General features: G+C 39.6%; 32 protein-coding genes. 27 read left to right on the top strand and 5 right to left on the bottom strand.

Going from position 1 to position 25,786, the window contains the following annotated elements; translation table 11 throughout:
- The first annotated feature begins 24 nt into the window (after nt 1-24).
- The 4 genes from spxB (at nt 25) to manA (ending at nt 4,075) form a co-directional block, all read left to right on the top strand.
- Entirely contained in the window at nt 25-1,800 is a 1,776-nt protein-coding gene (spxB, locus tag AAFQ93_RS08895) for a pyruvate oxidase (protein ID WP_048688661.1), read from the top strand.
- Between the two features lie 109 nt (nt 1,801-1,909).
- A complete protein-coding gene (locus AAFQ93_RS08890; RefSeq protein WP_049508149.1) occupies nt 1,910-2,257 on the top strand; it encodes a VOC family protein in 348 nt (115 codons plus the stop codon).
- Between the two features lie 140 nt (nt 2,258-2,397).
- Nucleotides 2,398-2,979 (top strand): DUF3592 domain-containing protein, encoded by a 582-nt coding sequence (locus AAFQ93_RS08885; protein ID WP_375555216.1) that lies wholly within the window; start codon nt 2,398-2,400, stop codon nt 2,977-2,979.
- Nucleotides 2,980-3,130: 151 nt separating this feature from the next.
- A complete protein-coding gene (manA, locus tag AAFQ93_RS08880; protein ID WP_223140001.1) occupies nt 3,131-4,075 on the top strand; it encodes a mannose-6-phosphate isomerase, class I in 945 nt (314 codons plus the stop codon).
- A gap of 42 nt (nt 4,076-4,117) precedes the next feature.
- Here the strand turns inward: manA and AAFQ93_RS08875 are convergent, their stop codons facing one another.
- Nucleotides 4,118-5,458 carry a sodium-dependent transporter gene (locus tag AAFQ93_RS08875; protein ID WP_223140000.1) on the bottom strand — a complete coding sequence of 447 codons (1,341 nt, stop codon included), beginning with the start codon at nt 5,456-5,458 and terminating at the stop codon, nt 4,118-4,120.
- 229 nt (nt 5,459-5,687) lie between these two features.
- Here AAFQ93_RS08875 and AAFQ93_RS08870 point away from each other — a divergent pair, with 229 nt between their 5' ends.
- On the top strand, nt 5,688-6,428 hold the full coding sequence (locus tag AAFQ93_RS08870) for a MerR family transcriptional regulator (RefSeq protein WP_375555215.1): 741 nt from the start codon (nt 5,688-5,690) through the stop codon (nt 6,426-6,428).
- A 225-nt stretch (nt 6,429-6,653) separates the two neighbouring features.
- Here AAFQ93_RS08870 and AAFQ93_RS08865 read toward each other — a convergent pair whose 3' ends face one another.
- The 4 genes from AAFQ93_RS08865 to AAFQ93_RS08850 all read right to left on the bottom strand — a co-directional run bounded on the left by AAFQ93_RS08865 (nt 6,654) and on the right by AAFQ93_RS08850 (nt 9,931).
- Nucleotides 6,654-7,109, bottom strand: coding sequence for an 8-oxo-dGTP diphosphatase (locus AAFQ93_RS08865; protein ID WP_375555214.1), 456 nt, complete (start codon nt 7,107-7,109; stop codon nt 6,654-6,656).
- A 10-nt stretch (nt 7,110-7,119) separates the two neighbouring features.
- Entirely contained in the window at nt 7,120-7,641 is a 522-nt protein-coding gene (locus AAFQ93_RS08860; RefSeq protein ID WP_375555786.1) for a DUF1697 domain-containing protein, read from the bottom strand.
- A gap of 38 nt (nt 7,642-7,679) precedes the next feature.
- Nucleotides 7,680-8,858, bottom strand: coding sequence for an NAD(P)/FAD-dependent oxidoreductase (locus AAFQ93_RS08855; RefSeq protein WP_375555213.1), 1,179 nt, complete (start codon nt 8,856-8,858; stop codon nt 7,680-7,682).
- A 227-nt stretch (nt 8,859-9,085) separates the two neighbouring features.
- Nucleotides 9,086-9,931: a DegV family protein gene (locus AAFQ93_RS08850; RefSeq protein WP_375555212.1), complete on the bottom strand. Its 846-nt coding sequence runs from the start codon at nt 9,929-9,931 to the stop codon at nt 9,086-9,088.
- 124 nt (nt 9,932-10,055) lie between these two features.
- On the opposite strand from AAFQ93_RS08850, the gene AAFQ93_RS08845 reads away from it, so the two are divergent.
- The 22 genes from AAFQ93_RS08845 (at nt 10,056) to AAFQ93_RS08740 (ending at nt 25,751) form a co-directional block, all read left to right on the top strand.
- Nucleotides 10,056-10,613: a TetR/AcrR family transcriptional regulator gene (locus AAFQ93_RS08845; protein ID WP_000840875.1), complete on the top strand. Its 558-nt coding sequence runs from the start codon at nt 10,056-10,058 to the stop codon at nt 10,611-10,613.
- A gap of 18 nt (nt 10,614-10,631) precedes the next feature.
- Nucleotides 10,632-11,099 (top strand): deaminase, encoded by a 468-nt coding sequence (locus AAFQ93_RS08840; protein WP_000136981.1) that lies wholly within the window; start codon nt 10,632-10,634, stop codon nt 11,097-11,099.
- An 87-nt stretch (nt 11,100-11,186) separates the two neighbouring features.
- Nucleotides 11,187-11,816, top strand: a complete 630-nt coding sequence (gene upp / locus AAFQ93_RS08835; protein WP_000517029.1) for a uracil phosphoribosyltransferase — start codon at nt 11,187-11,189, stop codon at nt 11,814-11,816.
- Between the two features lie 172 nt (nt 11,817-11,988).
- Nucleotides 11,989-12,579, top strand: coding sequence for an ATP-dependent Clp protease proteolytic subunit ClpP (clpP, locus tag AAFQ93_RS08830; RefSeq protein WP_000613459.1), 591 nt, complete (start codon nt 11,989-11,991; stop codon nt 12,577-12,579).
- 75 nt (nt 12,580-12,654) lie between these two features.
- Nucleotides 12,655-12,924 (top strand): DUF2129 domain-containing protein, encoded by a 270-nt coding sequence (locus tag AAFQ93_RS08825; RefSeq protein WP_045763243.1) that lies wholly within the window; start codon nt 12,655-12,657, stop codon nt 12,922-12,924.
- 88 nt (nt 12,925-13,012) lie between these two features.
- Nucleotides 13,013-14,173, top strand: coding sequence for an ABC transporter substrate-binding protein (locus tag AAFQ93_RS08820; RefSeq protein WP_223139994.1), 1,161 nt, complete (start codon nt 13,013-13,015; stop codon nt 14,171-14,173).
- A gap of 115 nt (nt 14,174-14,288) precedes the next feature.
- Nucleotides 14,289-15,158: a branched-chain amino acid ABC transporter permease gene (locus AAFQ93_RS08815; protein ID WP_000941435.1), complete on the top strand. Its 870-nt coding sequence runs from the start codon at nt 14,289-14,291 to the stop codon at nt 15,156-15,158.
- A 3-nt stretch (nt 15,159-15,161) separates the two neighbouring features.
- Complete coding sequence (locus AAFQ93_RS08810) at nt 15,162-16,118, top strand: branched-chain amino acid ABC transporter permease (protein ID WP_223139993.1); 957 nt, start codon at nt 15,162-15,164, stop codon at nt 16,116-16,118.
- On the top strand, nt 16,118-16,882 hold the full coding sequence (locus tag AAFQ93_RS08805; RefSeq protein ID WP_049503117.1) for an ABC transporter ATP-binding protein: 765 nt from the start codon (nt 16,118-16,120) through the stop codon (nt 16,880-16,882). The genes AAFQ93_RS08810 and AAFQ93_RS08805 overlap by 1 nt, the downstream gene beginning before the upstream one ends.
- A complete protein-coding gene (locus AAFQ93_RS08800) occupies nt 16,882-17,592 on the top strand; it encodes an ABC transporter ATP-binding protein (RefSeq protein WP_000062222.1) in 711 nt (236 codons plus the stop codon). The genes AAFQ93_RS08805 and AAFQ93_RS08800 overlap by 1 nt, the downstream gene beginning before the upstream one ends.
- A gap of 351 nt (nt 17,593-17,943) precedes the next feature.
- Nucleotides 17,944-18,600, top strand: coding sequence for a CBS domain-containing protein (locus AAFQ93_RS08795; protein ID WP_223139992.1), 657 nt, complete (start codon nt 17,944-17,946; stop codon nt 18,598-18,600).
- A gap of 128 nt (nt 18,601-18,728) precedes the next feature.
- Nucleotides 18,729-19,019 (top strand): 30S ribosomal protein S6, encoded by a 291-nt coding sequence (rpsF, locus tag AAFQ93_RS08790; RefSeq protein WP_001151786.1) that lies wholly within the window; start codon nt 18,729-18,731, stop codon nt 19,017-19,019.
- An 11-nt stretch (nt 19,020-19,030) separates the two neighbouring features.
- Complete coding sequence (gene ssbA, locus AAFQ93_RS08785; RefSeq protein ID WP_223139991.1) at nt 19,031-19,501, top strand: single-stranded DNA-binding protein SsbA; 471 nt, start codon at nt 19,031-19,033, stop codon at nt 19,499-19,501.
- A 32-nt stretch (nt 19,502-19,533) separates the two neighbouring features.
- On the top strand, nt 19,534-19,773 hold the full coding sequence (gene rpsR, locus AAFQ93_RS08780; protein WP_000068664.1) for a 30S ribosomal protein S18: 240 nt from the start codon (nt 19,534-19,536) through the stop codon (nt 19,771-19,773).
- Between the two features lie 323 nt (nt 19,774-20,096).
- Nucleotides 20,097-20,600, top strand: coding sequence for a GNAT family N-acetyltransferase (locus tag AAFQ93_RS08775; RefSeq protein WP_006152325.1), 504 nt, complete (start codon nt 20,097-20,099; stop codon nt 20,598-20,600).
- 80 nt (nt 20,601-20,680) lie between these two features.
- A complete protein-coding gene (locus tag AAFQ93_RS08770; RefSeq protein ID WP_375555211.1) occupies nt 20,681-22,081 on the top strand; it encodes a bifunctional Cof-type HAD-IIB family hydrolase/peptidylprolyl isomerase in 1,401 nt (466 codons plus the stop codon).
- A gap of 1 nt (nt 22,082) precedes the next feature.
- The gene (locus tag AAFQ93_RS08765; RefSeq protein ID WP_281334780.1) at nt 22,083-22,445 is read left to right on the top strand and encodes a S1 RNA-binding domain-containing protein; all 363 of its coding nucleotides are present in this window, start codon (nt 22,083-22,085) and stop codon (nt 22,443-22,445) included.
- A 45-nt stretch (nt 22,446-22,490) separates the two neighbouring features.
- Entirely contained in the window at nt 22,491-23,240 is a 750-nt protein-coding gene (locus AAFQ93_RS08760) for a tRNA1(Val) (adenine(37)-N6)-methyltransferase (protein ID WP_375555784.1), read from the top strand.
- Entirely contained in the window at nt 23,230-23,514 is a 285-nt protein-coding gene (locus tag AAFQ93_RS08755; RefSeq protein ID WP_153225543.1) for a GIY-YIG nuclease family protein, read from the top strand. The genes AAFQ93_RS08760 and AAFQ93_RS08755 overlap by 11 nt, the downstream gene beginning before the upstream one ends.
- 84 nt (nt 23,515-23,598) lie before the next feature.
- Entirely contained in the window at nt 23,599-24,534 is a 936-nt protein-coding gene (locus AAFQ93_RS08750) for a manganese-dependent inorganic pyrophosphatase (RefSeq protein ID WP_375555210.1), read from the top strand.
- Nucleotides 24,535-24,604: 70 nt separating this feature from the next.
- Nucleotides 24,605-25,117: a YiiX/YebB-like N1pC/P60 family cysteine hydrolase gene (locus tag AAFQ93_RS08745; RefSeq protein ID WP_375555209.1), complete on the top strand. Its 513-nt coding sequence runs from the start codon at nt 24,605-24,607 to the stop codon at nt 25,115-25,117.
- Nucleotides 25,101-25,751: a DUF1803 domain-containing protein gene (locus AAFQ93_RS08740; protein WP_375555208.1), complete on the top strand. Its 651-nt coding sequence runs from the start codon at nt 25,101-25,103 to the stop codon at nt 25,749-25,751. The genes AAFQ93_RS08745 and AAFQ93_RS08740 overlap by 17 nt, the downstream gene beginning before the upstream one ends.
- Nucleotides 25,752-25,786 lie beyond the last annotated feature (35 nt).

Here is a 25,786-nt window from a genome sequence, read left to right as displayed (position 1 = left end):
TAACTTTTAAGGAGAGTTATCATTATGACTCAAGGGAAAATTACTGCATCTGCAGCAATGCTTAACGTATTGAAAACATGGGGCGTAGACACTATCTACGGTATCCCATCAGGAACACTTAGCTCACTTATGGACGCTTTGGCTGAAGACAAAGATATCCGTTTCTTGCAAGTTCGCCACGAAGAAACAGGTGCTCTTGCAGCGGTTATGCAGGCTAAATTTGGCGGATCTATCGGTGTTGCAGTTGGTTCAGGTGGTCCAGGTGCGACTCACTTGATCAACGGTGTTTACGATGCAGCTATGGATAACACTCCATTCCTTGCTATCCTTGGATCACGTCCAGTTAACGAATTAAACATGGATGCTTTCCAAGAATTAAACCAAAACCCAATGTACAACGGTATCGCTGTTTACAACAAACGTGTAGCTTACGCAGAGCAATTACCAAAAGTTATCGACGAAGCTTGCCGTGCTGCCGTTTCTAAAAAAGGTCCAGCCGTTGTTGAAATTCCAGTAAACTTTGGTTTCCAAGAAATCGACGAAAACTCATACTACGGTTCAGGTTCATACGAACGTTCATTCATCGCTCCTGCTTTGAACGAAGTTGAAATTGACAAAGCAGTTGAAATCTTGAACAATGCTGAACGTCCAGTTATCTATGCTGGTTACGGTGGTGTTAAAGCTGGTGAAGTGATTACTGAATTGTCACGTAAAATCAAAGCTCCAATCATCACAACTGGTAAAAACTTTGAAGCTTTTGAATGGAACTACGAAGGTTTGACAGGTTCTGCATACCGTGTTGGTTGGAAACCAGCCAATGAAGTAGTTTTTGAAGCAGACACTGTTCTCTTCCTTGGTTCAAACTTCCCATTTGCTGAAGTTTACGAAGCCTTCAAGAACACTGAAAAATTCATCCAAGTAGATATCGATCCTTACAAACTTGGTAAACGTCATGCCCTAGACGCTTCAATCCTTGGTGATGCAGGTCAAGCAGCGAAAGCAATCCTTGACAAAGTGAATCCAGTTGAATCTACTCCATGGTGGCGTGCAAATGTGAAGAACAACCAAAACTGGCGTGACTACATGAACAAACTCGAAGGTAAAACTGAGGGTGAATTGCAATTGTACCAAGTTTACAATGCTATCAACAAACATGCTGATCAAGACGCTATCTATTCAATCGACGTAGGTGACACTACTCAAACATCTACTCGTCACCTTCACATGACACCTAAGAACATGTGGCGTACATCTCCACTCTTTGCGACAATGGGTATTGCCCTTCCTGGTGGTATCGCTGCTAAGAAAGACAATCCAGATCGCCAAGTATGGAACATCATGGGTGACGGAGCCTTCAACATGTGCTACCCAGACGTTATCACAAACGTTCAATACGACCTTCCAGTTATCAACGTTGTCTTCTCAAATGGTAAATATGCCTTCATCAAGGACAAATACGAAGACACAAACAAACACTTGTTTGGTTGTGACTTCCCTAATGCTGACTATGCGAAAATCGCTGAAGCTCAAGGAGCTATTGGATTTACAGTTGACCGTATCGAAGACATCGACGCAGTTGTAGCAGAAGCTGTTAAATTGAACAAAGAAGGTAAAACTGTTGTCATCGATGCTCACATCACTCCACATCGTCCACTTCCAGTAGAAGTACTTGAGTTGGATCCAAAACAACACTCAGAAGAAGCGATCAAAGCCTTCAAGGAAAAATACGAAGCTGAAGAGCTCGTACCATTCCGCCTCTTCTTGGAAGAAGAAGGGTTGCAATCACGCGCAATCAAATAATTTCTCTTGTGGAAAATCAAAAGTAAACATTGTAAATTTTATGCTTTGATTTTCTTAGAGAGAAACTTAAAAGATCGGAGAAATCCGGTCTTTTTATGGAGGATAGTAAATGAATTTAAATCAATTAGATATTATCGTTTCAAATGTTCCCCAGATCTGTTCTGACTTGGAGCGTATCTTGGATAAGAAGGCGGACTATGTTGATGATGGTTTTGCTCAGTTCACGATTGGTAACCACTGCCTCATGTTATCACAAAACCATTTGATACCTTTGGAAAATTTTCAGTCAGGAATCATTCTACACATTGAGGTTGAAGATTTGGAACAGAATCAAAAGCGTTTGAAAGAATTAGGGATTGAGATTTTACATGGGCCAGTTGTAACTGATTGGGGAACCGAATCCCTGCTAGTAAGTGGCCCTGCTGGTCTAGTGATTGATTTTTATCGTATGAAATAGGACGCTTAGTCATTTGAAGTTAACCTTAGCTATTTTTAAAACAGAAGTTGAGAACATAAACTATTAAAAGATCGGAGCAATCCGGTCTTTTTCTTTCATTTCTGTTAAAATAAATTCATTAGGATATTTTAAGGAGAAAAATGATGCCAACTACTTTCTTTCTATTATTTGGCTTGATGATGTTAGGCTTTGCTGCTTTTACCTATTTTATGTTTGATTTTTTTATCTTGAGTAATTATAGAAATGCCAAGAGATGTACCGAAAGAACGGAAGGAGTTATTATCCGATATTCCTATGCTCTTTATAATGGGATTAGTCTCCCAGTTGTTGAATACACTGTTGATGGGAACCAATACAAGGTTGTAGGTCCAAAATTTATTATGGCTATATCAAATACAATCAGTACTCCCTTAGGTTCAATCGTATCTGATGTAAAAACGGATAATTTTGAAAATGGTGAAATTCCACAAGTTTTAAGATACAAAGTTAAGGGGAATAGTTTTTTGTCTTTTACAAAATCTCCTCTTAAGGAACGCTTTCCAATTGGTGGAAAAGTTGCTGTTTATTATGATCCTAAAAAACCAAAACATTCCTATGTAGAAAGACCACTAAGACCTGGGCGATATGCATGGCTGACAAAATGTGCTGTCTATCTCCTTGTTTTTATGATGGTTGCCATGGCATTCTTTACGGTGTTTATTCTTCCAAATCTTGTGAACTAATAGTTTCTTGTAGATTTTCTTAAAATTATCAAATCCATATCGTTACTATTTTTATAAAATCTTCTCCCTACTTTATAAGATATGAAAAAGAGTTCAACTAGAACTCTTTTTTTGCTATAATGAAGGGAGAAAAATCAGACAGGAGATCAACATGTCAGAACCGTTATTTTTAAATTCTGTAATGCAAGAAAAAATCTGGGGTGGGACTAAACTACGTGATGAGTTTGGCTACGACATTCCAAATGAAAAGATTGGTGAGTATTGGGCCATCTCAGCTCATCCAAATGGAGTGTCTAAGGTAGCTAATGGCCGCTATCAAGGAACAGACCTCGCTACTTTGTATGCGGAACACCGTGAGTTATTTGGCAACCGTCCAGAGCCAGTATTTCCGCTTTTAACAAAAATCCTTGATGCCAATGACTGGCTCAGTGTTCAAGTTCACCCAGATGATGCTTATGGCCTAGAGCATGAGGGCGAACTCGGAAAAACAGAATGTTGGTACATTATTGCTGCAGATGAGGGTTCAGAAATTATTTACGGCCATAATGCTAAGTCAAAAGAAGAACTCCGCCAGCAAATCGAAGATAAAAACTGGGATGCCTTGTTAACAAAAGTTCCTGTAAAAGCTGGAGATTTCTTCTATGTTCCAAGTGGAACCATGCATGCTATTGGAGCAGGTATCTTGATCCTTGAAACGCAACAGTCTAGTGATACAACCTACCGTGTCTATGACTTTGACCGTAAGGATGATAATGGTAACTTGCGCGAGCTTCACCTTGAAAAATCCATCGATGTTCTAAATATCGGTGAGCCTGCAAATAGCCGTCCTGTGACTGTCAAAGCAGATGATTTGCGTTCGACTTTACTTGTTTCGAATGATTTCTTTGCGGTTTACAAGTGGGAAATCACTGGAAAAGTTGACTTTGAAAAATCAGCTGACTATAGCTTGTTGAGTGTCTTAGCTGGTCAAGGGAAACTAACTGTAGACGGTAAGGAATATCCAATTCAAAAAGGTAGCCACTTTATCTTACCAAGCGATGTTGAAACTTGGACACTTGAAGGACAAGATTTGGAATTGATTGTTAGCCATCCGTAAAAAGAAAGGACCTGAGTTCATTACTCAAGTCCTTTTTTATAGTTACATAAACTGGGCGATAAAGACCACGATGATTATGATTGGGATGATAAAACGAAGAAGGAAGAGCCAGACTTGGAAAAGTCCTTGTTTCCACGGTGTTTCATCAAGATGGAGTTCCTCCATAGCCAATGCTTTTTTGAAGACATAGCCTGTAAAGAGAGACAAGCAGAGGGCACCAAAGGGCATGAGGAGATTAGAAACCAAAAAGTCCATAGCATCAAAGAAGGTCTTCCCAAAGATTTGAACGTCTGCCATGACACCATAGGATAGGGCTGAGGGGATACCAAATACAAAAGTCAAAACCCCTAAAATCATACTCCACTTGGCACGCTTACGATTGTCTTGGTTGGTGATGTTTCCTACATTGATTTCCAGCATCACGACAGAAGAAGTGACTGTCGCAAAGAGGAAGAGCAAGAGGAAGAGGATGTAGAAAATACTTCCAAAAGGCATCTTGTCAAAGAGTTGTGGCAAGACAATAAAGAGGAGACTTGGACCACCTTCAGACTGGATGTTAAAGGCTGACATAGCTGGGAAAATGGCTAATCCTGCCATGATGGATACAGAGATGTTCATGGCAACGATGGACATACCTGATTGGACCAGATTGGTTTTCTTATCCAAGTAAGAAGCATAGGTCAACATGGCTGTAACCCCGAGGGATAATGCAAAGAAAGATTGTCCCAGAGCATAGAGGAGTCCAGCACTTGTCAGTTTTAAAAAGTCAGGTTTGAGGAAGTAAACTACACCTTCCATGGCATTTGGCAAGCTGAGAGAGCGCCCAATGATATTGACAAAGATGATAAAGAGCAGGGGCATCATAACTTTCGATGCTCTTTCAATCCCTTTTTGAACTCCCTTAGATACGATAAAGATGTTGAGGAAGATGAAGAGGGATTGGGAACCAAGAGCAATCCATGGATTTGAAATAATGTCTGTGAAGAGCTGGGCATAATCACTGCTAATCCCAACTTGGAAGGCTTTAGCAATAGCGATACCTAGATAGACTAAAACCCATCCTCCAATAACACTGTAAAAGGATAAGAGGATGAAAAGGGCAAAGGCACCGATCCAACCGATAAAATTGTAGTTCTTGTTATCGCCCAATTTTCCAAAGGTTTTGATTGCTGACACGCCAGCGCTCCGACCGAGGGCAAATTCAGCGAGCAAAAGTGGGAAACCAATTAAAATCGTTGAGATGAGAAAGACCAGTAAAAATCCTCCTCCACCATTGGCTGCAGTCATGTATGGAAACTTCCAAACAGCTCCAAGACCAATAGCAGAACCAGCAGACGCAAGGATGAAGCCCAGTTTCGAGCCCCATTGCGATTTTTCAGACATAGTAAAACTCCGATCTATTTTTTAAAATAAGAAAAGGCTACTTGAGTTGTCAAATAGCCTTCTCTCAATGACTCTTTATGAGCTTTTTATTTGATTGATAGACTTGATTATCCTATCATGATTTTTGAAGTCTGTCAAGAAAATCAATTTTACGTTTTCATAAATCTTAATAAAATACTTGACTCTCCCCAAAGGGGAGGGTATATACTATTTATGTGAGGAGGAAATCATGTACCATATCAAAGAAGCTGCGCAGCTTTCAGGCGTTTCTATCAAAACACTTTACCATTATGATAAGATAGGACTCTTGGTCCCATTAAAGTCAGAAAATGGCTATCGAACCTACAGTCAAGAAGATTTAGAACGACTTCAGGTTATCCTTTATTACAAGTATCTAGGTTTTTCTTTAGAAAAAATAGCAGAGCTATTGAAGGAAGAAAAGATGAACTTGTTACCACATTTGACGAGACAGTTGGATTACCTGACTCGAGAAAGACAACATCTGGATACCTTAATTTCAACCTTACAAAAAACCATTCAAGAACAAAAAGGAGAAATAAAAATGACCATTCAAGAAAAATTCACTGGATTTAGCTATCAAGACAATCAAAAATACCACCAAGAGGCAGTAGAGAAATATGGCCAGGAAGTCATGGACCAGGCTCTCGAGCGTCAAAAAGGACGAGAGGATGAAGCTACAACAGCCTTTAATCAAGTCTTTCAAAGCTTAGCTCAAAATCTCAAAGATGGTCTACCGATAACAGCATCTGAAAACCAAGAAGAAGCAGGTAAACTCTTGCAAGCCATCCGTACTTATGGATTTGACTGCTCTATCGAGGTCTTTGGTCATATCGGAAAAGGCTATGTCTATAATCCAGAGTTTAAGGAAAATATTGACAAATTTGGAACTGGAACAGCCCAGTACACATCAGACGTCATTGCCTACTATGTAAGCACACAAACTCGATAAAGCTCAAAGACTAAGCTAAGGCTGACAAAGTCAGTAACAGAAATTTATACTCTTCGAAAATCTCTTCAAACCACGTCAGCTTCACCTTGCCATACTCAAGTAAAGCCTGCGGCTAGCTTTCTAGTTTGCTCTTTGATTTTCATTGAGTATTAGTAGGAGGACACAGACCTAGCTTGAAGATTAGACAAGCTAAAAATCGGCGGAGATACCTCTGCCGATTTACTGTTATTTGAGTTGGTAAGACCAGTCTTCCCCATCCTTAGAGTAAAAGAACTCACTGAGGTCTTCTTCCAAAAAAACACGAAGCATATCAGACATATCCTCAGTAGCCAGTTTAAGATGAGATAGATTTTCAAAATCCTCCCACCAGACTTTTCCTTCGTCTGAAGATTGGAGCTCCCCAGTAAAGTGTTCAGTTTTGTAAAAGAGGACAACATAGCGATAATCTTCGTCGTCATACCAGTCTTTGATCCCACAGAGTTTGGGGTTAGAAATGGTCAAACCAGTTTCTTCCTCCACTTCACGAATAACGGCATCGACAAAGGATTCGCCACGTTCAACATGGCCGCCAGGAAAAGTAATGCCAGGCCAGTCAGGACTAACTCGGTCTTGGACCAGAACCTTGTCTCCATTTTTAATCATGCACATATTGACAAATTCGACTGATTCTCTTCTGTTCATCTTATTTTTCCTATTTTGTTAGTAATTTTTCTACCACGTTTAACTTTCGCATGGTCAGATCAACGCCGAACAGCTTTTCAAGATAGTTGGTATTAAGCTTTTTTCGTTTTGCAGTTCTAGGGAGATAGAGGTAAAGACAATGGTTGCCGATACAAATTTCTTCTTCACCATAGTCACTATCCAATTTTTCAAATGGTAGACTTTGGATAGCATTCTGGAAAAGAATTATATGTATACGGTCATAAAGATAGTGTTCTCCAAACGGATTTTCTTGGACAATTTTTGTAAAATCACTCTTATTTTTAATGACCATTTTCAAGTCGGCTCCGATTTTTTCTTTTATTAGAGTGTGAACCTGTTCTCGTATTTCTTCCAGAGATAAGTCACTTTCAAGAATGATATTCCCACTTTGAATATAGGTTCGAACGTGTTGAAAATCAGCTTCTATCAAGATATCTACTAGATAAGACATTTTAGGGATAGCATTTTTTCCATTAGGAGTAACTCCCCTTAGTAAGATAATATGTTCCAAAGTAGTTCCTTTCTTATCTAACATCCTTAGATACTAAATCATTTATAGATTAAGTTTGAACCTGCCACCCAGCCAGTACAGAGGGCAGAAGTGATGTTAAAGCCACCCGTGTGGGCGTTGATATCTAGGACTTCTCCTGCAAAGTGAAGTCCAGGAACCAGTTTGCTTTCCAGCGTTTTAGGATTGATTTCCTTGAGACTAACACCTCCTTTGGTAACAAAGGATTTAGCCAAGGACATTTTTCCTGTCACAGGGATTTTGAGTGCCTTGATAGACTGGAGAAGTTGGTCGCGTTCTCTTTCAGTTAGTTGTTTGACTTTTTCAGGATATCCTTGGACAAAAAATTCTGCCAAGCGTTCAGGGAGTAAAGCTTTTAAGGCATTTTTCAAGGATTTTTCACGGTTCTCTTCTAAAAAGTCAACTAAGTCACCTTCTGAAAGTTGTGGCAAGACATCTAGAGAGAGAATTTCCCCACCCTTGACAAAGCTAGACATGCGTAGCGCAGCAGGACCTGACAAACCAAAGTGGGTAAAGAGCAGGTCATGAGTGATGACATGCTTGCCATAGCTTAGGGTCACATCGTCTAGGGAAATTCCCTGCAAGGCCTTATGCGGGAAATCAGTCAACAATGGACTTTCAGCAGCCTCAAGCTCGGTAATGGTGTGTTTGAAATGGCGAGCAATCTCATGACCAAAACCAGTAGAGCCAGTAGAAGGATAGGATTTTCCACCAGTTGTGACGATGAGTTTATCACAAGTAAAGCTCTGGTCTGTAGACTTAAGGACAAACTGGTCGTCAATCTTTTTAACTGAAACAATCTCTGTTTGAGTGGCAACTTGCCCACCTAGCTCCATGATTTTCTTTTCCAGTGCTTCGATAATGGTCCGAGATTTGTCACTGGCTGGAAAGACGCGGCCATGGTCTTCGACCTTGAGTTTTACGCCATTTTCAGTAAAAAAGTTGATGATATCATGGTTGTCAAACTGGGAAAAGACACTGTATAGAAAGCGGCCATTTCCAGGTATTCCAGCCAGTAGGTCATCCAGAGTTCCATTGTTGGTCACGTTGCAACGACCACCACCAGTACCAGCTAATTTTTTTCCAAGTTTTCGATTTTTTTCAATGAGAAGGGTTTTCTGCCCATAAAAGCTACTTGAAATCGTAGCCATCATACCAGCCGGGCCTCCCCCGATTACAATAGTGTCAAAATATTTCATAAAAGTATTGTACCATAAAAAAGACGGAGGGACAGAAATCGATAGATCAAGTTTTGCATGATAGTATCTAGTCCCGTGAATCTTTATCAAACCGGCGTCTTCTTCAAACTTATGTATTGATAGGATGAAATTGTCAGTACAAAAGTCTACTCAGCTACAGTAGAAAAGATAATTGCTGATAAAAATTGAGGTCGGGACATTGAATCCCGACCTCTGTCTTATATAAATTAGTCAATTTCATATCCCATGAGGAGTCCACCCTCTTCTGCATAAAAACTGCAGAGTCCAGAGGTTGGGATAATCTTGATTTCAGCTTGTGGGAATTTTTCACATAAGAGCTCTGAGAGCTGTTGGCAGAATTTATCATTACTGCGGTGAGCCATGACGATACGTCCACCAGCATAGCCAGCTTTGATTAACTCTTCATAGGCAGCTTGAAGAGATTTTTTAGCACCACGAGCCTTTTGGAGGAGTTCCAAGGTTCCAGTTTCACTTGCTTCCCCAACCATACGAATATTGAGGAGCCCAACAACTGTACCGATCAGTTTACTCAAGCGACCATTCTTAACCAGATTATCAACCTTAGCGAGAACGAACAATAACTTAGTTTTTTCTTGGTAAGCAGTAATAGCATTAACCACTTCTTCAAAAGAAAGTCCTTGGTCAATCAAATCATTGATTTTCTCAACGATTAGATCAACTTCTCCACCAGCAGACAAGCTGTCAATAACATGAATCTGAGTATCAGGATGTTCTTCGAGATAGAGATTCTTAGCTAATTGAGCGCTGTTTTGACTACCAGAAAGAGTTCCGGTAATGGTCACTACAAAAATATGTTTTGCCCCTTCAAATGCTCGCAAGTAATCATCAGGGCTAGGACAAGCTGATTTTGAAGCTTCAGAAGTTGCATACATGGTTTTCATCATTTTGTCAATATCAAGACTAGTATCGTCAATAAAGACTTGATCAGCCACTTGAATGGTTAAGGGAACACTGATGAATTCAGTATCAATTGCTGGATTTGCCAGTTGACGATAATCACAACCAGAGTCAGCTACAATCTTCCAAGTCATAGAAATTCTCCATCTTTATCACTTATACATTGACAAAGGTTCTGTCTTTTTTTACAATTATATCATGAAAAATCTTAAAACAAAAGTCTCGTCACTCTGTTGTCACAAGTAGAAAGGAAGTGTTATGGCCGAACGAAGAATTTCTGAAAATTCACTTGAAAATCTCAGAAAATCCAATCAAGAATCCAATTTACTGACCAGAGAAGCTATCGAAACAGCTCTCTTGCAACTTTTGGAGAAAAAGGAATTGACAAAGATTAGCATTTCTGAGTTGGTCAAACGTGCTGGTGTTTCCCGTGCAGCCTTTTATCGAAACTATGACTCCAAAGAAGAGATTTTAGAAAGTGTCTTTAAACGAAGCGTCCATAACATTATGGAGCAATTGAGCCATTACGATGTTAAAACGGACCTCTATCTGGTTTGGGTTCGCCTCTTTAGAGAAGCCAAGAAAGAGGCTAAGGTTATTCAGCTTGCCTTGGACTACCACTTGGAAAAAATCTTTGTGCAAGCCATGCAAGAATTTTTAGAAAAATACTATGGAAAATCAAAAGGAGTCAGCTCTTACCTGCATTCTTTTTGGAGTTCTGCCATCGTATCAGTTTTGCTTAAGTGGATCAAGGATGGAATGAAGGTTCCTGCTGAAAAAATTGCAGATTTACGCCTACCATTTTTCAAAAAATAAACCAAGAGGAGAGAAGATATGACAGAAAAAAGACTGGCTTGGGATGAGTATTTTGCTGCTCAAGCTCTATTGATTGCCAATCGTTCAACCTGTAAACGCGCTAAGGTAGGAGCTGTTTTAGTCAAGGATAATAAGGTGATTTCAACAGGATACAATGGTTCTGTATCAGGAACGGAGCATTGTATTGACCATGACTGTTTGGTGATTGAGGGCCACTGTGTCCGCACTCTTCATGCTGAGGTTAATGCTATTTTACAAGGAGCAGAACGTGGCGTTCCAAAAGGATTTACAGCTTACGTTACTCATTTTCCTTGTCTCAACTGCACCAAGCAATTGCTTCAGGTAGGATGTGAGCGTGTCGTTTATATTAACCAGTACCGTATGGACGACTACGCCCAGTATCTCTATCGTGAAAAAGGGACCGAGTTGACCCATTTACCACTTGAGACAGTACAAGCAGCTCTTCAAGAAGCTAACTTGATTTAAAAATTAAAAAAAAAGATGGTTTAGAAGGATTTTTAAACCATTTTTTGATATAATAAGAAGAATAAATTGAAAGAAGGAATTCAGAAAATGGGAAAACTTGAAGTCATTAATCATCCACTCATTCAACACAAATTGTCAATCTTGCGTCGTACAGACACTTCTACAAAAGCTTTTCGTGAGTTAGTAGATGAAATTGCTATGTTGATGGGATATGAAGTACTTCGTGATCTTCCGCTTGAAGACGTTGAAATCGAAACACCTATCACAAAAACAGTTCAAAAACAATTGGCTGGTAAAAAATTGGCAATTGTTCCAATCTTGCGTGCAGGTATCGGGATGGTCGATGGGCTATTGAGCTTGGTTCCAGCAGCCAAAGTTGGACATATTGGTATGTACCGTGACGAAGAAACTCTTCAACCAGTAGAATACTTGGTTAAATTACCTGAAGATATCGACCAACGTCAAATTTTTGTGGTTGACCCTATGCTTGCAACAGGTGGTTCTGCAATCTTGGCTGTTGATTCCCTCAAAAAACGTGGAGCATCAAACATCAAATTTGTCTGCCTTGTATCTGCTCCAGAAGGTGTAAAAGCTCTTCAAGAAGCTCACCCAGATGTAGAAATCTTTACAGCAGCTTTGGATGAACGTTTGAACGAACATGGCTATATCGTTCCAGGCCTTGGTGACGCTGGAGACCGTTTGTTCGGAACTAAGTAAAATTCTAAGCATAAACTAAAACTGTTCATTGGTTTTAGTCTAGAAAGGAGGTTGAATTTTTGTGTCTGTTTTTAGGATAGAGCAAAAATTTGACCTTTTTTGACCAAAAAGATATAATAGTCCTGTATCAAGTCGTTTGACTAAGAAAAATTGAAATCAGAAGGAGAAATGAATGATTCCTGTAGTTATTGAACAAACAAGTCGTGGAGAACGTTCATATGACATTTACTCACGTCTTCTAAAAGATCGTATCATCATGTTGACTGGACCAGTCGAAGACAATATGGCAAACTCAGTTATCGCCCAATTGCTATTCTTGGATGCCCAAGATAGTACAAAAGATATTTACCTTTATGTAAATACTCCTGGTGGTTCTGTATCAGCTGGTTTGGCAATCGTTGATACTATGAACTTTATTAAGGCAGATGTCCAAACCATCGTTATGGGGATGGCTGCTTCAATGGGAACAATTATTGCCTCAAGTGGAGCAAAGGGCAAACGTTTCATGCTTCCGAATGCAGAATACATGATTCACCAACCGATGGGTGGTACAGGTGGTGGTACACAGCAAACAGATATGGCGATTGCTGCTGAACACTTGCTTAAAACTCGTAAGACTTTGGAGCAAATTCTTGCAGATAATTCTGGTAAATCAGTTGAGCAAATCCATGCAGATGCTGAACGTGATTACTGGATGAGCGCTCAAGAAACACTTGAATATGGTTTCATTGATGAAATCATGGCTAATAATTCTTTGAATTAATCTTTTGAAGCAAACTCGACTGAGTTTGCTTTTTTTGATATAATAGTAAGAAGATTATTAGAAGGAAGTTGTAATATGTTTCAAAAAGAGAATCGGTCTGGTCTGATTATCTACCTATACTATAATCGTGATGCAAAAAAACTCGATCATTATGGTGATATTTGTTACCACTCTAAAAAACACCGTTATCTGCAACTGTATGTCCCAACAGAAGAAGTGGAAGAAGTGGTTAGCCGTTTAGGAAAAGAGAGATTTATCAAAAAAGTGCGACGATGTCATATCCAAGAATTGGAAACTCCCTTTGTTGGTAGTCTCTATAGAAATAGCGAAAACGTTATCATGTAAAAATTAAGATAAATGTGTTGACAATTTTCAGATAATTCGGTATATTCTTAACATGTAATTTAAATTAAGAAATTAAAAGGAGATAAACATGAAGAAAAAATTTGCCTTATCACTTGTAGCTCTTGCAAGTGTAGCTGTTTTAGCAGCTTGTGGAGAAGTGAAGTCAGGAGCTTCAAACTCAACTGGTAACCCAGTAGATGAGAAAGTCGTTAAAATCGGTTTCAACTTTGAAGAAACTGGTGCTGTAGCATCTTACGGTACATCTGAGCAAAAGGGTGCTCAACTTGCAGTTGATGAAATCAACGCAGCAGGTGGTATCGATGGAAAACAGATCGAAGTAGTAGACAAAGATAACAAATCTGAAACTGCTGAAGCTGCTTCAGTTTCAACAAACCTTGTTACTCAATCTAAAGTAGCAGCAATCGTAGGACCTGCAACTTCAGGTGCAACTGCAGCAGCAGTAGCAAATGCTACACAAGCTGGGGTTCCATTGATTTCTCCAAGTGCTACTCAAGATGGTTTGACAAAAGGTCAAGATTTCCTTTTCATCGGAACATTCCAAGATAGCTTCCAAGGGAAAATCATTTCTAACTATGTTACAACCAAGTTGAACGCTAAGAAAGTTGTCTTGTATACTGATAACTCAAGCGACTACGCTAAAGGAATTGCAAAATCATTCCGTGATTCATTCTCAGGCGAAATCGTAGCAGATGAAACGTTTGTATCAGGTGACACTGATTTCCAAGCAGCTTTGACAAAAATCAAAGATAAAGACTTTGATGCAATCGTATTGCCAGGTTACTACACAGAAGCTGGTAAAATTGTAAACCAAGCTCGTGGTATGGGAATTGATAAACCAATCATTGGTGGTGACGGATTTAACGGTGCAGAGTTTGTTCAACAAGCAACAGCCGAACGCGCATCAAATATCTACTTCATCTCAGGATTCTCAACTACTGTTGATGTATCAGATAAAGCAAAAGCCTTCCTTGAAGCTTACCGTGCAAAATACAACGAAGATCCTTCAACATTTGCAGCTCTTGCTTATGACTCAGTTTACCTTGTAGCTAACGCAGCAAAAGGGGCTAAAACTTCAGTTGATATCAAGAACAATCTTGCTAAAACACAAAACTTCGAAGGTGTTACAGGTCAAACAAGCTTTGATGCAGATCACAATACTGTGAAAACAGCCTTCATGATGACCATGAATAATGGTAAAGTAGAAGCGGCAGAAGTCGTAAAACCATAATTATAGATACAGGAAATGGGGAATGAGCTTTTACTCACTCCCTGTTTCGGTGTTTATGAAAGGATTATTTTTTTATAAAAATCCTAAAAAATAAAACTTAGAAAGAGTGAACCATATGCTTCAACAACTTGTCAATGGTCTAATCTTGGGGAGTGTCTATGCACTGCTAGCCCTAGGTTATACTATGGTTTATGGAATTATCAAGCTCATTAACTTTGCCCACGGTGATATTTACATGATGGGTGCTTTCATGGGTTATTTTTTGATTAATTCCTTGCAATTAAATTTCTTTGTTGCCTTGATCTTATCGATGATCGGAACGGCAATTCTCGGTGTTATCATTGAGTTTCTTGCTTATCGTCCATTACGTCATTCAACTCGTATCTCTGTACTGATTACAGCTATCGGGGTATCCTTCTTACTGGAGTATGGGATGGTCTATCTGGTAGGTGCTAACACACGTGCCTTCCCTCAAGCAATCCAAACAGTTCGTTATGACTTGGGACCAATTAGTCTAACAAATATTCAATTGTTGATTTTGACTGTCTCACTTGTTTTGATGGTTCTTCTACAACTTATCGTACAAAAAACCAAGATGGGGAAAGCTATGCGTGCCGTTTCTGTAGATAGCGACGCAGCTCAGTTGATGGGGATTAACGTGAACCGTACAATCAGCTTTACCTTTGCTTTGGGTTCAGCTTTGGCTGGAGCAGCAGGTGTCTTGATTGCCCTTTATTACAACTCTCTCGAACCATTGATGGGAATGACTCCAGGTATTAAATCTTTCGTTGCTGCCGTTCTTGGTGGTATCGGAATCATCCCTGGTGCAGCTCTGGGTGGCTTTGTTATTGGTCTTTTGGAGACATTTGCTACCGCCTTCGGAATGTCAGATTTCCGTGATGCCATCGTGTATGGAATCTTGCTCTTAATCTTGATTGTTCGTCCAGCTGGTATCCTCGGTAAGAATGTGAAAGAGAAGGTGTAAACAATGAAAGAAAATTTAAAAGTTAATATTCTATGGTTATTCCTTTTGTTGCTTGGATATGGTTTGATTAGCCTATTGGTTTCAGTAGGAGTCTTGAACCTTTTCCATATTCAGATTATTGAACAAATCGGTATCAACATTATTCTAGCAGTAGGTCTTAACCTTATCGTTGGGTTCTCTGGTCAGTTTTCACTTGGACATGCTGGATTTATGGCTATTGGTGCCTATGCAGCAGCCATTATCGGATCAAAATCTCCAACATATGGTGCTTTCTTTGGAGCTATGTTGCTCGGTGCCATTATTGCTGGTTTGGTTGCCTTGGTCGTTGGAATTCCTACCCTACGTTTGAAAGGGGATTATCTTGCGGTTGCGACACTTGGTGTTGCTGAAATTATTCGTATCTTCATTATTAATGGTGGAAGCCTTACAAACGGTGCTGCTGGTATTTTGGGGATTCCTAACTTTACAACTTGGCAAATGGTATATTTCTTTGCTGTGATTACAACGATTGCTACTCTCAATTTCCTTCGCAGTCCTATCGGACGTTTAACCTTATCAGTTCGTGAAGATGAGATTGCTGCTGAGTCAGTAGGGGTAAATACAACAAAAATTAAAATCATTGCTTTTGTTTTTGGTGCTGTTACTGCAAGTATCGCGGGTACTCTTCAGTCAGGATTTATAGGATCAGTCGTACCAAAAGATTATACGTTTATCAACTCTATCAATGTCTTGATTATCGTTGTATTTGGTGGTTTAGGATCCATTACAGGGGCAATTGTTGCTGCCATCGTGCTTGGAATCTTGAACATGCTCCTTCAAGACGTGGCTAGCGTTCGTATGATTATCTATGCTTTGGCCTTAGTACTCGTTATGATCTTCAGACCAGGTGGTCTTCTTGGGACATGGGAATTGAGCCTATCAAGTCTCTTTAAAAAAGGTAAGAAGGAGGGACAAAACTAATGGCATTACTTGAAGTAAAAAATTTAACCAAACATTTTGGTGGTCTGACAGCCGTTGGGGACGTCACTCTCGAATTGAACGAAGGTGAACTTGTTGGTTTGATTGGACCTAATGGTGCTGGGAAAACAACCCTCTTCAACTTATTGACAGGTGTTTATGAACCAAGCGAAGGGACAGTAACCTTGGATGGTCACTTGTTAAATGGCAAGCAACCCTATAAAATCGCATCTCTTGGTTTAGGGCGTACCTTCCAAAATATCCGCCTTTTTAAGGACTTGACAGTTTTGGATAACGTTCTGATTGCATTTAGCAACCATCATAAACAACATGTTTTTGCGAGTTTCTTGCGCTTGCCAGCTTTTTATAAGAATGAAAAAGAATTGAAAGCTAAAGCCTTAGAATTACTAAAAATCTTTGATTTGGATGGAGATGCTGAAACTCTCGCTAAAAATTTAGCCTATGGTCAACAACGTCGTTTGGAAATTGTTCGTGCTCTTGCTACAGAACCTAAAATCCTTTTCTTGGATGAGCCTGCAGCGGGTATGAATCCACAAGAAACTGCAGAATTGACTGAGTTGATTCGTCGCATCAAGGATGAATTCAATATTACTATTATGCTGATTGAACATGATATGAACTTGGTTATGGAAGTTACTGAGCGTATCTATGTTCTTGAGTACGGTCGTTTGATTGCTCATGGAACACCAGATGAAATCAAGAGTAATAAACGTGTTATCGAAGCTTATCTAGGAGGTGAAGCCTAATGTCTATGTTAAAAGTTGAAAACCTCTCAGTACACTACGGTATGATTCAAGCTGTACGTGATGTGAGCTTTGAAGTAAACGAAGGAGAAGTTGTTTCCCTTATCGGTGCCAACGGGGCTGGTAAAACAACCATCCTTCGTACCTTGTCAGGACTTGTTCGCCCAAGTTCTGGTAAAATTGAATTTTTGGGACAAGAAATCCAAAAGATGCCTGCACAAAAAATTGTGGCATCAGGACTTTCTCAAGTACCAGAAGGACGTCACGTCTTCCCTGGTTTGACAGTTTTGGAAAACTTGGAGATGGGAGCCTTTCTTAAGAAAAATCGTGAAGAGAATCAAGCAAATTTAAAGAAAGTCTTTTCACGTTTCCCTCGTCTGGAAGAACGTAAAAACCAAGATGCAGCTACCCTTTCTGGTGGTGAGCAACAGATGCTTGCTATGGGACGTGCGCTTATGTCAACGCCTAAACTTCTTCTCTTAGATGAACCATCAATGGGGCTTGCACCAATTTTCATCCAAGAAATTTTTGATATCATCCAAGATATTCAAAAACAAGGGACAACTGTTCTTTTGATCGAGCAAAATGCCAATAAAGCACTAGCCATCGCAGATCGAGGCTATGTTCTTGAAACAGGTAAAATCGTTCTTTCAGGAACAGGTAAAGAACTCGCAGCATCAGACGAAGTCAGAAAAGCATATCTAGGTGGCTAAAAAGGTCCGGGGGACCTTTTTAGTCGGCAGATAGAGATTGCTTGGCAATCATCAGAACCAGTGGATTGTTTTAGTCGGCAGATAAAGATTGCGCCAGCAATCTACATTAGTCCGGGGGACCTTTTTAGTCGGCGGATAGAGATTGCTTGGCAATCATCAGAACCAGTGGATTGTTTTAGTTCGCGGGAAAGATTACCAAATAAATTACATAATCATAAGATTGAGGGCTCTAATCTAGGGCTCTTTTTATAGTATTTCAGAGTTTTCAGAATCTTGAAAAAGAGATGAAAGCGTTTGATTGATTTTCGTAAAAAGTGTATAATAAAGCTATAAACATAAAGGAGAATTCCTATGGCAGTTAAAGATTTTATGACACGAAAGGTCGTATATATTAGCCCAGATACGACTGTAGCACATGCAGCAGACTTGATGCGCGAACAAGGTTTGCATCGTCTTCCTGTTATTGAAAATGATAAATTAGTTGGTCTAGTAACAGAAGGAACAATTGCTGAAGCCAGTCCATCAAAAGCAACGAGTCTTTCAATCTTCGAGATGAATTACTTGCTCAATAAAACAAAAGTAAAGGACGTCATGATTCGTGATGTTGTAACTGTCTCAGGTTATGCAAGTTTGGAAGATGCAACCTACCTTATGCTGAAAAATAAGATTGGAATCTTGCCAGTTATTGATAATGGACAAGTCTATGGTGTCATTACTGACCGTGATGTATTCAGAGCATTTCTTGAAATTTCTGGTTATGGCGAAGAGGGAATCCGTGTTCGTTTTATCACAGAAAATGAAGTTGGGGTACTTGGTAAGATTGTTTCTTTGATCGTTGAGGAAAATCTTAATATCTCTCATACTGTTAATATTCCACGTAAAGATGGTAAGATTGTTATCGAAGTTCAAATTGAGGGAACGGTTGATCTAGCTACCTTTAAACAGAAATTTGAATCTGAGAATATTCAGGTTGAAGAAATTACACAAACTTCTGCAAAAAAACTGTAAAAAATAAAATAGAAGCAGTTTTTACTTGCGAAAAAAATTTTTTTCTAGTATAATAATTTATTGTGAGCAAACCTCACTTACCCCTTGCAATGTCTTGGGGTCATTAGACCAAAAGGAGGAACATATCAATGGCTAAATACGAAATTCTTTATATCATTCGTCCAAACATTGAAGAAGAAGCGAAAAACGCTTTGGTAGCACGTTTTGACTCTATCTTGACTGACAACGGTGCAACTGTTGTTGAATCAAAAACATGGGAAAAACGTCGTCTTGCATACGAAATCCAAGATTTCCGCGAAGGACTTTACCACATCGTTAACGTTGAAGCAAATGATGATGCAGCTCTTAAAGAGTTTGACCGTCTTTCAAAAATCAACGCTGACATTCTTCGTCACATGATCGTCAAAACTGACGCGTAAGAAGGTAGATTATGATTAACAATGTTGTACTTGTAGGGCGTATGACTCGTGACGCTGAGTTGCGTTATACCCCATCAAATGTAGCAGTTGCGACTTTTACTCTTGCAGTAAACCGTACATTTAAGAGTCAAAATGGCGAACGTGAGGCTGATTTTATCAATGTCGTTATGTGGCGCCAACAGGCTGAGAATCTTGCTAATTGGGCTAAAAAAGGCTCACTTATCGGGGTGACAGGTCGTATTCAGACTCGTAGTTACGATAACCAGCAAGGACAACGTGTCTACGTGACGGAAGTCGTGGCTGAGAATTTCCAAATGTTGGAAAGCCGTAGTGTGCGTGAAGGACATACTGGTGGATCTTATTCTGCACCAAGTTCAAACTATTCAGCACCTACTCAATCAGTACCTGACTTTTCACGTGATGAAAATCCATTCGGAACAACGAATCCTTTGGATATTTCAGATGATGATTTACCATTCTAATGGACAATTAATACTATAAAGGAGAAAAAAACATGGCTCAACAACGTCGTGGCGGATTCAAACGCCGTAAAAAAGTTGATTACATCGCAGCAAACAAAATTGAATATGTTGATTACAAAGATACTGAGCTTCTTAGCCGTTTCGTTTCAGAACGTGGGAAAATCCTTCCTCGTCGTGTAACAGGAACTTCAGCTAAAAACCAACGTAAAGTAACAACAGCTATCAAACGCGCTCGCGTAATGGCTTTGATGCCTTTCGTAAACGAAGATTAAAAAAGAGGTCCAGTGGACCTCTTTTTCATGAGCTTGAAAACAAGAAAGCGAATTAAGACCCCGACGGGTCTTTTTTTCACGAGCTTTGAAATGAGAGAGCGAGTTTGGGTCCGGTGGATCTCTTTTTCACGAGCTTTGAAATGAGAGAGCGAGTTTGGGTCCGGTGGATCTCTTTTTCACGAGCTTTGAAATGAAAGAGCGAGTTGAGTTCCGAGTGGCCTCCTTTTTCCAGACCCGGTTGGGTCTTTTTTCACGAGATAGTTTTTTTCTGACCTTGGCGTGCTATAATGGTAATAGAAAGAGTAAAGGTGGGTAAGTCAAAGATGAATTGTACGATTAGAAATATGATTAAGTCTGATATTGAATCCTTATCTCATGGATTTATGAATCAAGGTTGGCCTGGTAGAGAGGAAATTTTGGCTAGATATTTTCTGGAACAGGAAAGTGGGGAGAGAGAAGTCTTAGTTGCAGAGATTGATGGTGTTGTAGCGGGCTACGTTACCATTTTGCCCTCTGCTAAACATGGTCCTTTTGCAGAAGTCTATCCAGAATTATCAGATTTTAATGTGTTTGAGCCTTTTCGAAATCAAGGGATTGGGAATCAACTGCTAGAAGAAGCAGAAAAACGAGTCAAGTTTGTTTCGAGTAAGGTCACTCTTGGTGTAGGCTTGCACTTAGGCTATGGCCCTGCCCAGAGATTGTATATCAGACGGGGCTACATTCCAGATGGGACAGGTGTCTGGTATCGAAATCAACCCTTGGAAATGAATGCAACTAGCCAAAATAATGATGATTTGGTTTTGTATCTAGTAAAGGAATTCGGATAAGAGACAAGGATTTTATTGGGGATGTGGGATTCCTCTACTTTATGGTATAATGGAAAGAGTGAATTGAAGGAGGTAATGAGATGGATGCGAAATTAAGATATAAGGCAAAAAAGATAAAGATTGTTTTTTTTGATATTGATGATACTTTGCGAAACTCAAAGACTGGTTTTATCCCAACCTCAATTCCAACTGTTTTTAAACAATTGCGTGAAAAAGGTATTTTAACTGGGATTGCGACTGGTCGTGGGATTTTCGGTGTCGTGCCAGAGATTCGCGAACTTAAACCTGACTTTTTTGTTACTCTGAATGGTGCCTATATTGAGGATAAAAAAGGCAATGTGATTGATAGTAACAAAATCTCTAAAGATAAGGTTGAAAGCTATATTGCTTGGACTAAGGAAGTGGGGATTGACTATGGTTTAGTTGGTAGTCATACTGCTAAACTCTCCACTAGAACTGAGTTGATTAGTGAGGCCATTGATCCAATTTATCCTGACTTGGATGTTGATCCTGATTTTTATGAAAAAGAAGACATCTATCAGATGTGGACTTTTGAGGATCAGGGAGATGACCTGACTTTGCCTGAAAGTTTAGCATCGACTTTGCGTATGGTACGCTGGCATGAACATTCGTCAGATGTGGTACCAATTTCAGGTTCAAAAGCAGCTGGTGTAGCAAAAGTTGTAGAACATTTAGGTCTTAAACCTGAGAACGTGATGGTTTTTGGGGACGGACTTAACGATTTAGAGCTCTTTGATTATGCAGGCATTAGTGTCGCTATGGGTGTTTCTCATGACAAAATCAAAGAAAAAGCAGATTATATTACAAAAACATTAGAAGAAGATGGCATCTTCGATGCCTTAGAAGGATTTGGTATGGTAGAAAAAGAATTACAGTTTCCACAAGTAGACATTGAAGCAGTAGAAGGTCCGATTGCGACTATTAAGACCAATCACGGAGACTTGCGTATTAAGCTCTTCCCTGAACATGCACCAAAAACAGTTGCCAACTTTATTGCTCTGTCTAAAGACGGTTACTATGACGGGGTAATTTTTCACCGTATTATTAAAGACTTTATGATTCAAGGTGGAGATCCAACTGGTACTGGTATGGGTGGCGAATCAATCTATGGTGAGTCATTTGAGGACGAGTTTTCAGAAGAACTTTACAATATCCGCGGAGCCCTTTCTATGGCTAATGCTGGGCCAAATACAAATGGTAGCCAGTTCTTTATCGTGCAAAATCAACACTTGCCATATTCTAAGAAAGAAATTGCTCGTGGTGGTTGGCCAGAACCAATTGCGGAGATTTATGCAGAACAAGGTGGAACTCCTCATCTAGACCGTCGTCATACTGTATTCGGTCAACTTGCAGATGAAGCTTCTTATGAAGTTCTGGATGCAATTGCAGGTGTAGAAACAGGTGCAATGGACAAGCCAGTTGAAGATGTCGTTATCGAAACGATTGAAATCGAGGACTAAGATGAAAATAGGTGATAAGCTAACAGGGCGAATTACAGGGATTCAGTCTTATGGAGCCTTTGTGGAGCTAGAGACTGGTATCACAGGTTTGATTCATATTTCTGAAATTCGCACAGGATTTATTGAGAATATCTATGATGTACTGAAAATCGGTGAAGAAGTTCAAGTTCAGGTTGTCGATTTGGACGAATATACAGGGAAAGCAAGTCTTTCTATTCGGACTTTGGAAGAAGAGAAACATCAGTTACCGAGACGGAGACGTTTTTCAAGTGACCGTGTCAAATACGGCTTTGCTCCTTTGGCTCGCATGATGCCTATCTGGACCAAGGAAGCTATCTCTAATTTAAATAAGAAAAATTCCTAATTGATCCTTCTTTTTTGAAATGTTAATATAGTTTGATATAATAGAATTATGGTAGAAGAATTATTAAAATCAGGAGAGAGAATCAATCAGCTCTTTTCTACAGATATCAAGATTATTCAAAATAGAGAGGTTTTCAGCTATTCGGTGGATAGTGTACTTTTGTCACGCTTTCCTCGTTTTCCTAAAAATGGCTTGATAGTGGATTTTTGTGCGGGTAATGGAGCTGTTGGACTTTTTGCCAGTAGTCGTACTAAGGCGAAAATTCTGTCTGTTGAAATCCAAGAACGCCTGGCAGATATGGCTGAACGATCAGTCCGTTTAAATAGCTTGGAAGAGCAGATGCAGGTTATCTGTGATGATTTGAAAAATATGCCTACTTATATTCAGGGGAGTAAGGTTGATTTGATTTTGTGCAATCCTCCCTATTTTAAGGTGGACCCAAATTCTAATCTGAACGAGAGTGAGCACTACTTGTTGGCTCGGCATGAAATTACGACCAATCTTAAGGAAATTTGCCGTAGTGCCCAAAGTATACTCAAATCTAACGGGCGTCTAGCCATGGTTCACCGTCCTGATCGTTTGTTAGATATTTTAGAAACGCTTCAACAACACAATTTAGCTCCAAAGCGTCTGCAATTTGTCTACCCTAAACGGGAGAAGGAAGCCAATATGCTTTTGATCGAGGCTATTAAGGATGGCTCCACTAGTGGTTTTAAGGTTCTGCCACCACTCATTGTTCATAATGATGATGGTTCCTATACTCCAGAAATTCAAGAAATCTATTATGGATCATAAAGCTTATATGTATGTAGTTGAGTGTCGGGATGGTTCCTACTATACTGGTTATACAACGGATGTCAAAAAAAGAATCGCCGTTCACAATAGCGGTAAGGGAGCCAAGTACACACGAGCTCGGTTGCCAGTAAAACTCATCTATGCTCAAGGTTTCGATAGTAAAGAAGAAGCCATGTCTGCTGAGGCCCTTCTCAAACGTAAGAAGAGAGCGCAAAAGGAAAGATTTTTATCTGAAAACCAAGAAAAAAATTTACTCAGTCATTTAGAAGAGTAGTGGGGAGTTCTTTGACTCCTCTTACTTTTGTCAAAAATTAAAAAAAATGCTACAATAAAGAGAATAAAGAAACGAGGTATTATCATGTCTAAGATTCTAGTATTTGGTCACCAAAATCCAGATTCAGATGCTATCGGTTCATCAATAGCCTTTGCTTATCTTGCAAAAGAAGCTTATGGTTTGGATACAGAAGCGGTGGCTCTTGGAACTCCAAATGAAGAAACAGCTTTCGTATTGAACTATTTTGGTGTTGAAGCACCGCGCGTCATCACATCTGCTAAAGCAGAAGGTGCAGAACAAGTTATCTTGACTGACCACAATGAATTCCAACAATCAGTTTCAGATATCGCTGAAGTAGAAGTTTACGGTGTTGTGGATCACCACCGTGTAGCTAACTTTGAAACTGCAAGCCCACTTTACATGCGTTTGGAGCCAGTTGGATCAGCATCTTCTATCGTATACCGTATGTTCAAAGAACACGGTGTAACTGTTCCAAAAGAAATTGCAGGTTTGATGCTTTCAGGTTTGATTTCAGATACCCTTCTTTTGAAATCTCCAACGACACACCCATCTGATAAGGTGATTGCGCCTGAATTGGCTGAATTAGCTGGTGTGAACTTGGAAGAATACGGTCTTGCAATGCTCAAAGCTGGTACAAATTTGGCAAGCAAGTCAGCAGAAGAATTGATCGACATCGATGCAAAGACTTTTGAATTGAACGGTAACAACGTACGTGTTGCCCAAGTGAATACAGTTGATATTGCTGAAGTCTTGGAACGCCAAGCTGAAATCGAAGCAGCCATCCAAGCCGCAAATACAGCAAATGGCTACTCTGACTTTGTCTTGATGATCACAGATATCGTTAACTCAAACTCAGAAATCCTTGCTCTTGGATCAAACATGGACAAGGTGGAAGCAGCCTTTAACTTCAAACTTGAAAACAACCATGCTTTCCTTCCAGGTGCTGTTTCACGTAAGAAACAAGTGGTACCACAATTGACAGAAAGCTTTAATGCTTAATTGTAATATAAAAATGGGGATACCCATTGTTAAAAAGGAGTCTCGACTCCTTTTTTGCTAGGAGAGAAGTATGTTAGAAAATGGCGATTTGATTTTTGTGAAAGATGATTCGGATATAGGACAGGCCATCCAGGAATCTACTGGTCACTATAGCCATGTGGCCATCTTTTTGGACGGACAGGTTTATCATGCAACGGATGAAGTTGGTGTCATTGTACAATTACCTGAAGATTTCTTTGAAGACGGGAAAGTATATGATCTCTATAGCTATCCAAAGATAGATATTCAAAAGGTAAAGAAAAGAGCAGACCAACACCTAGGAGCTCCTTATAATTTTTCTTTTTATCCAGATAGTGATGCATTCTATTGTTCCCAGTATATAGCAGATATTCTCCCTATTTTTGAGACCATTCCCATGAAGTTTGGGGATGGGACGAAGGAAATCAGTGATTTCTGGAGAGAATATTATCGAGATTTGGGGTTTCCTGTACCTCTGAATCAGCCTGGCACTAACCCGAGTCAATTAGCAGCATCACCACTTTTAGTTTGTAAAGAAAGGAATCTTCATGATTCAGATTTTTAATCCATCTCGTTTGACGCGACAGCCATTCTTTAAGGATTTGGTTGACTATCTTGATCAGCATGATGATGTTATTTTGCGAGAGATTAAGGCTCAGTTTCCAGATGTTCCAGTTGATAAGTATTTGGAGGAATATATTAAAGCGGGATTGATTTTAAGAGAAAATAAACGCTATTATCTCAATCTCCCTTTTCTAAAGTCTACAGAATCTCTTGCACTAGATCAAGAAATCTTTGTGAGAGATGATAGTCAAATCTATCAAGAAATTCTGGAGAAAGATTTTCAGACAGAATTGCGCAATCAAACCAATGCAGCTATCCTAGAAGAACATACGGATTTTGCAAGGGGAAAGATGACACTGTCTAACTATTTTTATAAGGTCAAGCATCAGTATCCTTTGACGGAAGAACAGCAGGCGCTCTACGGAATTTTAGGGGATGTCAATCCTGAGTATGCCCTCAAGTACATGACTACCTTTTTACTCAAGTTCCTCAAAAAAGATCAACTCATGCAGAAACGACGTGATATCTTTGTTGATAGCCTAGTCTTATTAGGATACATCGTTCAAAATGAAGATGGGAAATATGAGTTGGCTGTAGAATTTGATAAAGAAAGATTTATCTTTAGAAAAAAATAGAAGAAGGCTAGGACTTTTGTCCCAGCCTCTTCTTT

The sequence above is a fragment of the Streptococcus nidrosiense genome (assembly GCF_042140045.1).
Lineage (GTDB): Bacteria > Bacillota > Bacilli > Lactobacillales > Streptococcaceae > Streptococcus > Streptococcus nidrosiense.
The sequence above is the reverse complement of the archived record's forward strand: the minus strand, read 5'-3'. Positions and strand labels throughout refer to the sequence as shown.

What these genes read in the sequence shown, in the direction of transcription:
- AAFQ93_RS08770 (WP_375555211.1), top strand. Translation starts at nt 20,681, where the DNA reads ATGGATGCGAAATTAAGATATAAGGCAAAAAAGATAAAGATTGTTTTT.
- AAFQ93_RS08890 (WP_049508149.1), top strand. Translation starts at nt 1,910, where the DNA reads ATGAATTTAAATCAATTAGATATTATCGTTTCAAATGTTCCCCAGATC.
- AAFQ93_RS08810 (WP_223139993.1), top strand. Translation starts at nt 15,162, where the DNA reads ATGAAAGAAAATTTAAAAGTTAATATTCTATGGTTATTCCTTTTGTTG.
- rpsR (WP_000068664.1), top strand. Translation starts at nt 19,534, where the DNA reads ATGGCTCAACAACGTCGTGGCGGATTCAAACGCCGTAAAAAAGTTGAT.
- AAFQ93_RS08875 (WP_223140000.1), bottom strand. Translation starts at nt 5,458, where the DNA reads ATGTCTGAAAAATCGCAATGGGGCTCGAAACTGGGCTTCATCCTTGCG.
- AAFQ93_RS08805 (WP_049503117.1), top strand. Translation starts at nt 16,118, where the DNA reads ATGGCATTACTTGAAGTAAAAAATTTAACCAAACATTTTGGTGGTCTG.
- AAFQ93_RS08765 (WP_281334780.1), top strand. Translation starts at nt 22,083, where the DNA reads ATGAAAATAGGTGATAAGCTAACAGGGCGAATTACAGGGATTCAGTCT.
- manA (WP_223140001.1), top strand. Translation starts at nt 3,131, where the DNA reads ATGTCAGAACCGTTATTTTTAAATTCTGTAATGCAAGAAAAAATCTGG.
- AAFQ93_RS08775 (WP_006152325.1), top strand. Translation starts at nt 20,097, where the DNA reads ATGAATTGTACGATTAGAAATATGATTAAGTCTGATATTGAATCCTTA.
- AAFQ93_RS08825 (WP_045763243.1), top strand. Translation starts at nt 12,655, where the DNA reads ATGTTTCAAAAAGAGAATCGGTCTGGTCTGATTATCTACCTATACTAT.
- AAFQ93_RS08885 (WP_375555216.1), top strand. Translation starts at nt 2,398, where the DNA reads ATGATGCCAACTACTTTCTTTCTATTATTTGGCTTGATGATGTTAGGC.
- AAFQ93_RS08865 (WP_375555214.1), bottom strand. Translation starts at nt 7,109, where the DNA reads ATGAACAGAAGAGAATCAGTCGAATTTGTCAATATGTGCATGATTAAA.
- AAFQ93_RS08795 (WP_223139992.1), top strand. Translation starts at nt 17,944, where the DNA reads ATGGCAGTTAAAGATTTTATGACACGAAAGGTCGTATATATTAGCCCA.
- AAFQ93_RS08740 (WP_375555208.1), top strand. Translation starts at nt 25,101, where the DNA reads ATGATTCAGATTTTTAATCCATCTCGTTTGACGCGACAGCCATTCTTT.
- AAFQ93_RS08755 (WP_153225543.1), top strand. Translation starts at nt 23,230, where the DNA reads ATGGATCATAAAGCTTATATGTATGTAGTTGAGTGTCGGGATGGTTCC.
- AAFQ93_RS08840 (WP_000136981.1), top strand. Translation starts at nt 10,632, where the DNA reads ATGACAGAAAAAAGACTGGCTTGGGATGAGTATTTTGCTGCTCAAGCT.
- spxB (WP_048688661.1), top strand. Translation starts at nt 25, where the DNA reads ATGACTCAAGGGAAAATTACTGCATCTGCAGCAATGCTTAACGTATTG.
- rpsF (WP_001151786.1), top strand. Translation starts at nt 18,729, where the DNA reads ATGGCTAAATACGAAATTCTTTATATCATTCGTCCAAACATTGAAGAA.
- AAFQ93_RS08815 (WP_000941435.1), top strand. Translation starts at nt 14,289, where the DNA reads ATGCTTCAACAACTTGTCAATGGTCTAATCTTGGGGAGTGTCTATGCA.
- AAFQ93_RS08820 (WP_223139994.1), top strand. Translation starts at nt 13,013, where the DNA reads ATGAAGAAAAAATTTGCCTTATCACTTGTAGCTCTTGCAAGTGTAGCT.
- AAFQ93_RS08750 (WP_375555210.1), top strand. Translation starts at nt 23,599, where the DNA reads ATGTCTAAGATTCTAGTATTTGGTCACCAAAATCCAGATTCAGATGCT.
- upp (WP_000517029.1), top strand. Translation starts at nt 11,187, where the DNA reads ATGGGAAAACTTGAAGTCATTAATCATCCACTCATTCAACACAAATTG.
- AAFQ93_RS08800 (WP_000062222.1), top strand. Translation starts at nt 16,882, where the DNA reads ATGTCTATGTTAAAAGTTGAAAACCTCTCAGTACACTACGGTATGATT.
- AAFQ93_RS08870 (WP_375555215.1), top strand. Translation starts at nt 5,688, where the DNA reads ATGTACCATATCAAAGAAGCTGCGCAGCTTTCAGGCGTTTCTATCAAA.
- AAFQ93_RS08850 (WP_375555212.1), bottom strand. Translation starts at nt 9,931, where the DNA reads ATGACTTGGAAGATTGTAGCTGACTCTGGTTGTGATTATCGTCAACTG.
- ssbA (WP_223139991.1), top strand. Translation starts at nt 19,031, where the DNA reads ATGATTAACAATGTTGTACTTGTAGGGCGTATGACTCGTGACGCTGAG.
- clpP (WP_000613459.1), top strand. Translation starts at nt 11,989, where the DNA reads ATGATTCCTGTAGTTATTGAACAAACAAGTCGTGGAGAACGTTCATAT.
- AAFQ93_RS08845 (WP_000840875.1), top strand. Translation starts at nt 10,056, where the DNA reads ATGGCCGAACGAAGAATTTCTGAAAATTCACTTGAAAATCTCAGAAAA.
- AAFQ93_RS08855 (WP_375555213.1), bottom strand. Translation starts at nt 8,858, where the DNA reads ATGAAATATTTTGACACTATTGTAATCGGGGGAGGCCCGGCTGGTATG.
- AAFQ93_RS08745 (WP_375555209.1), top strand. Translation starts at nt 24,605, where the DNA reads ATGTTAGAAAATGGCGATTTGATTTTTGTGAAAGATGATTCGGATATA.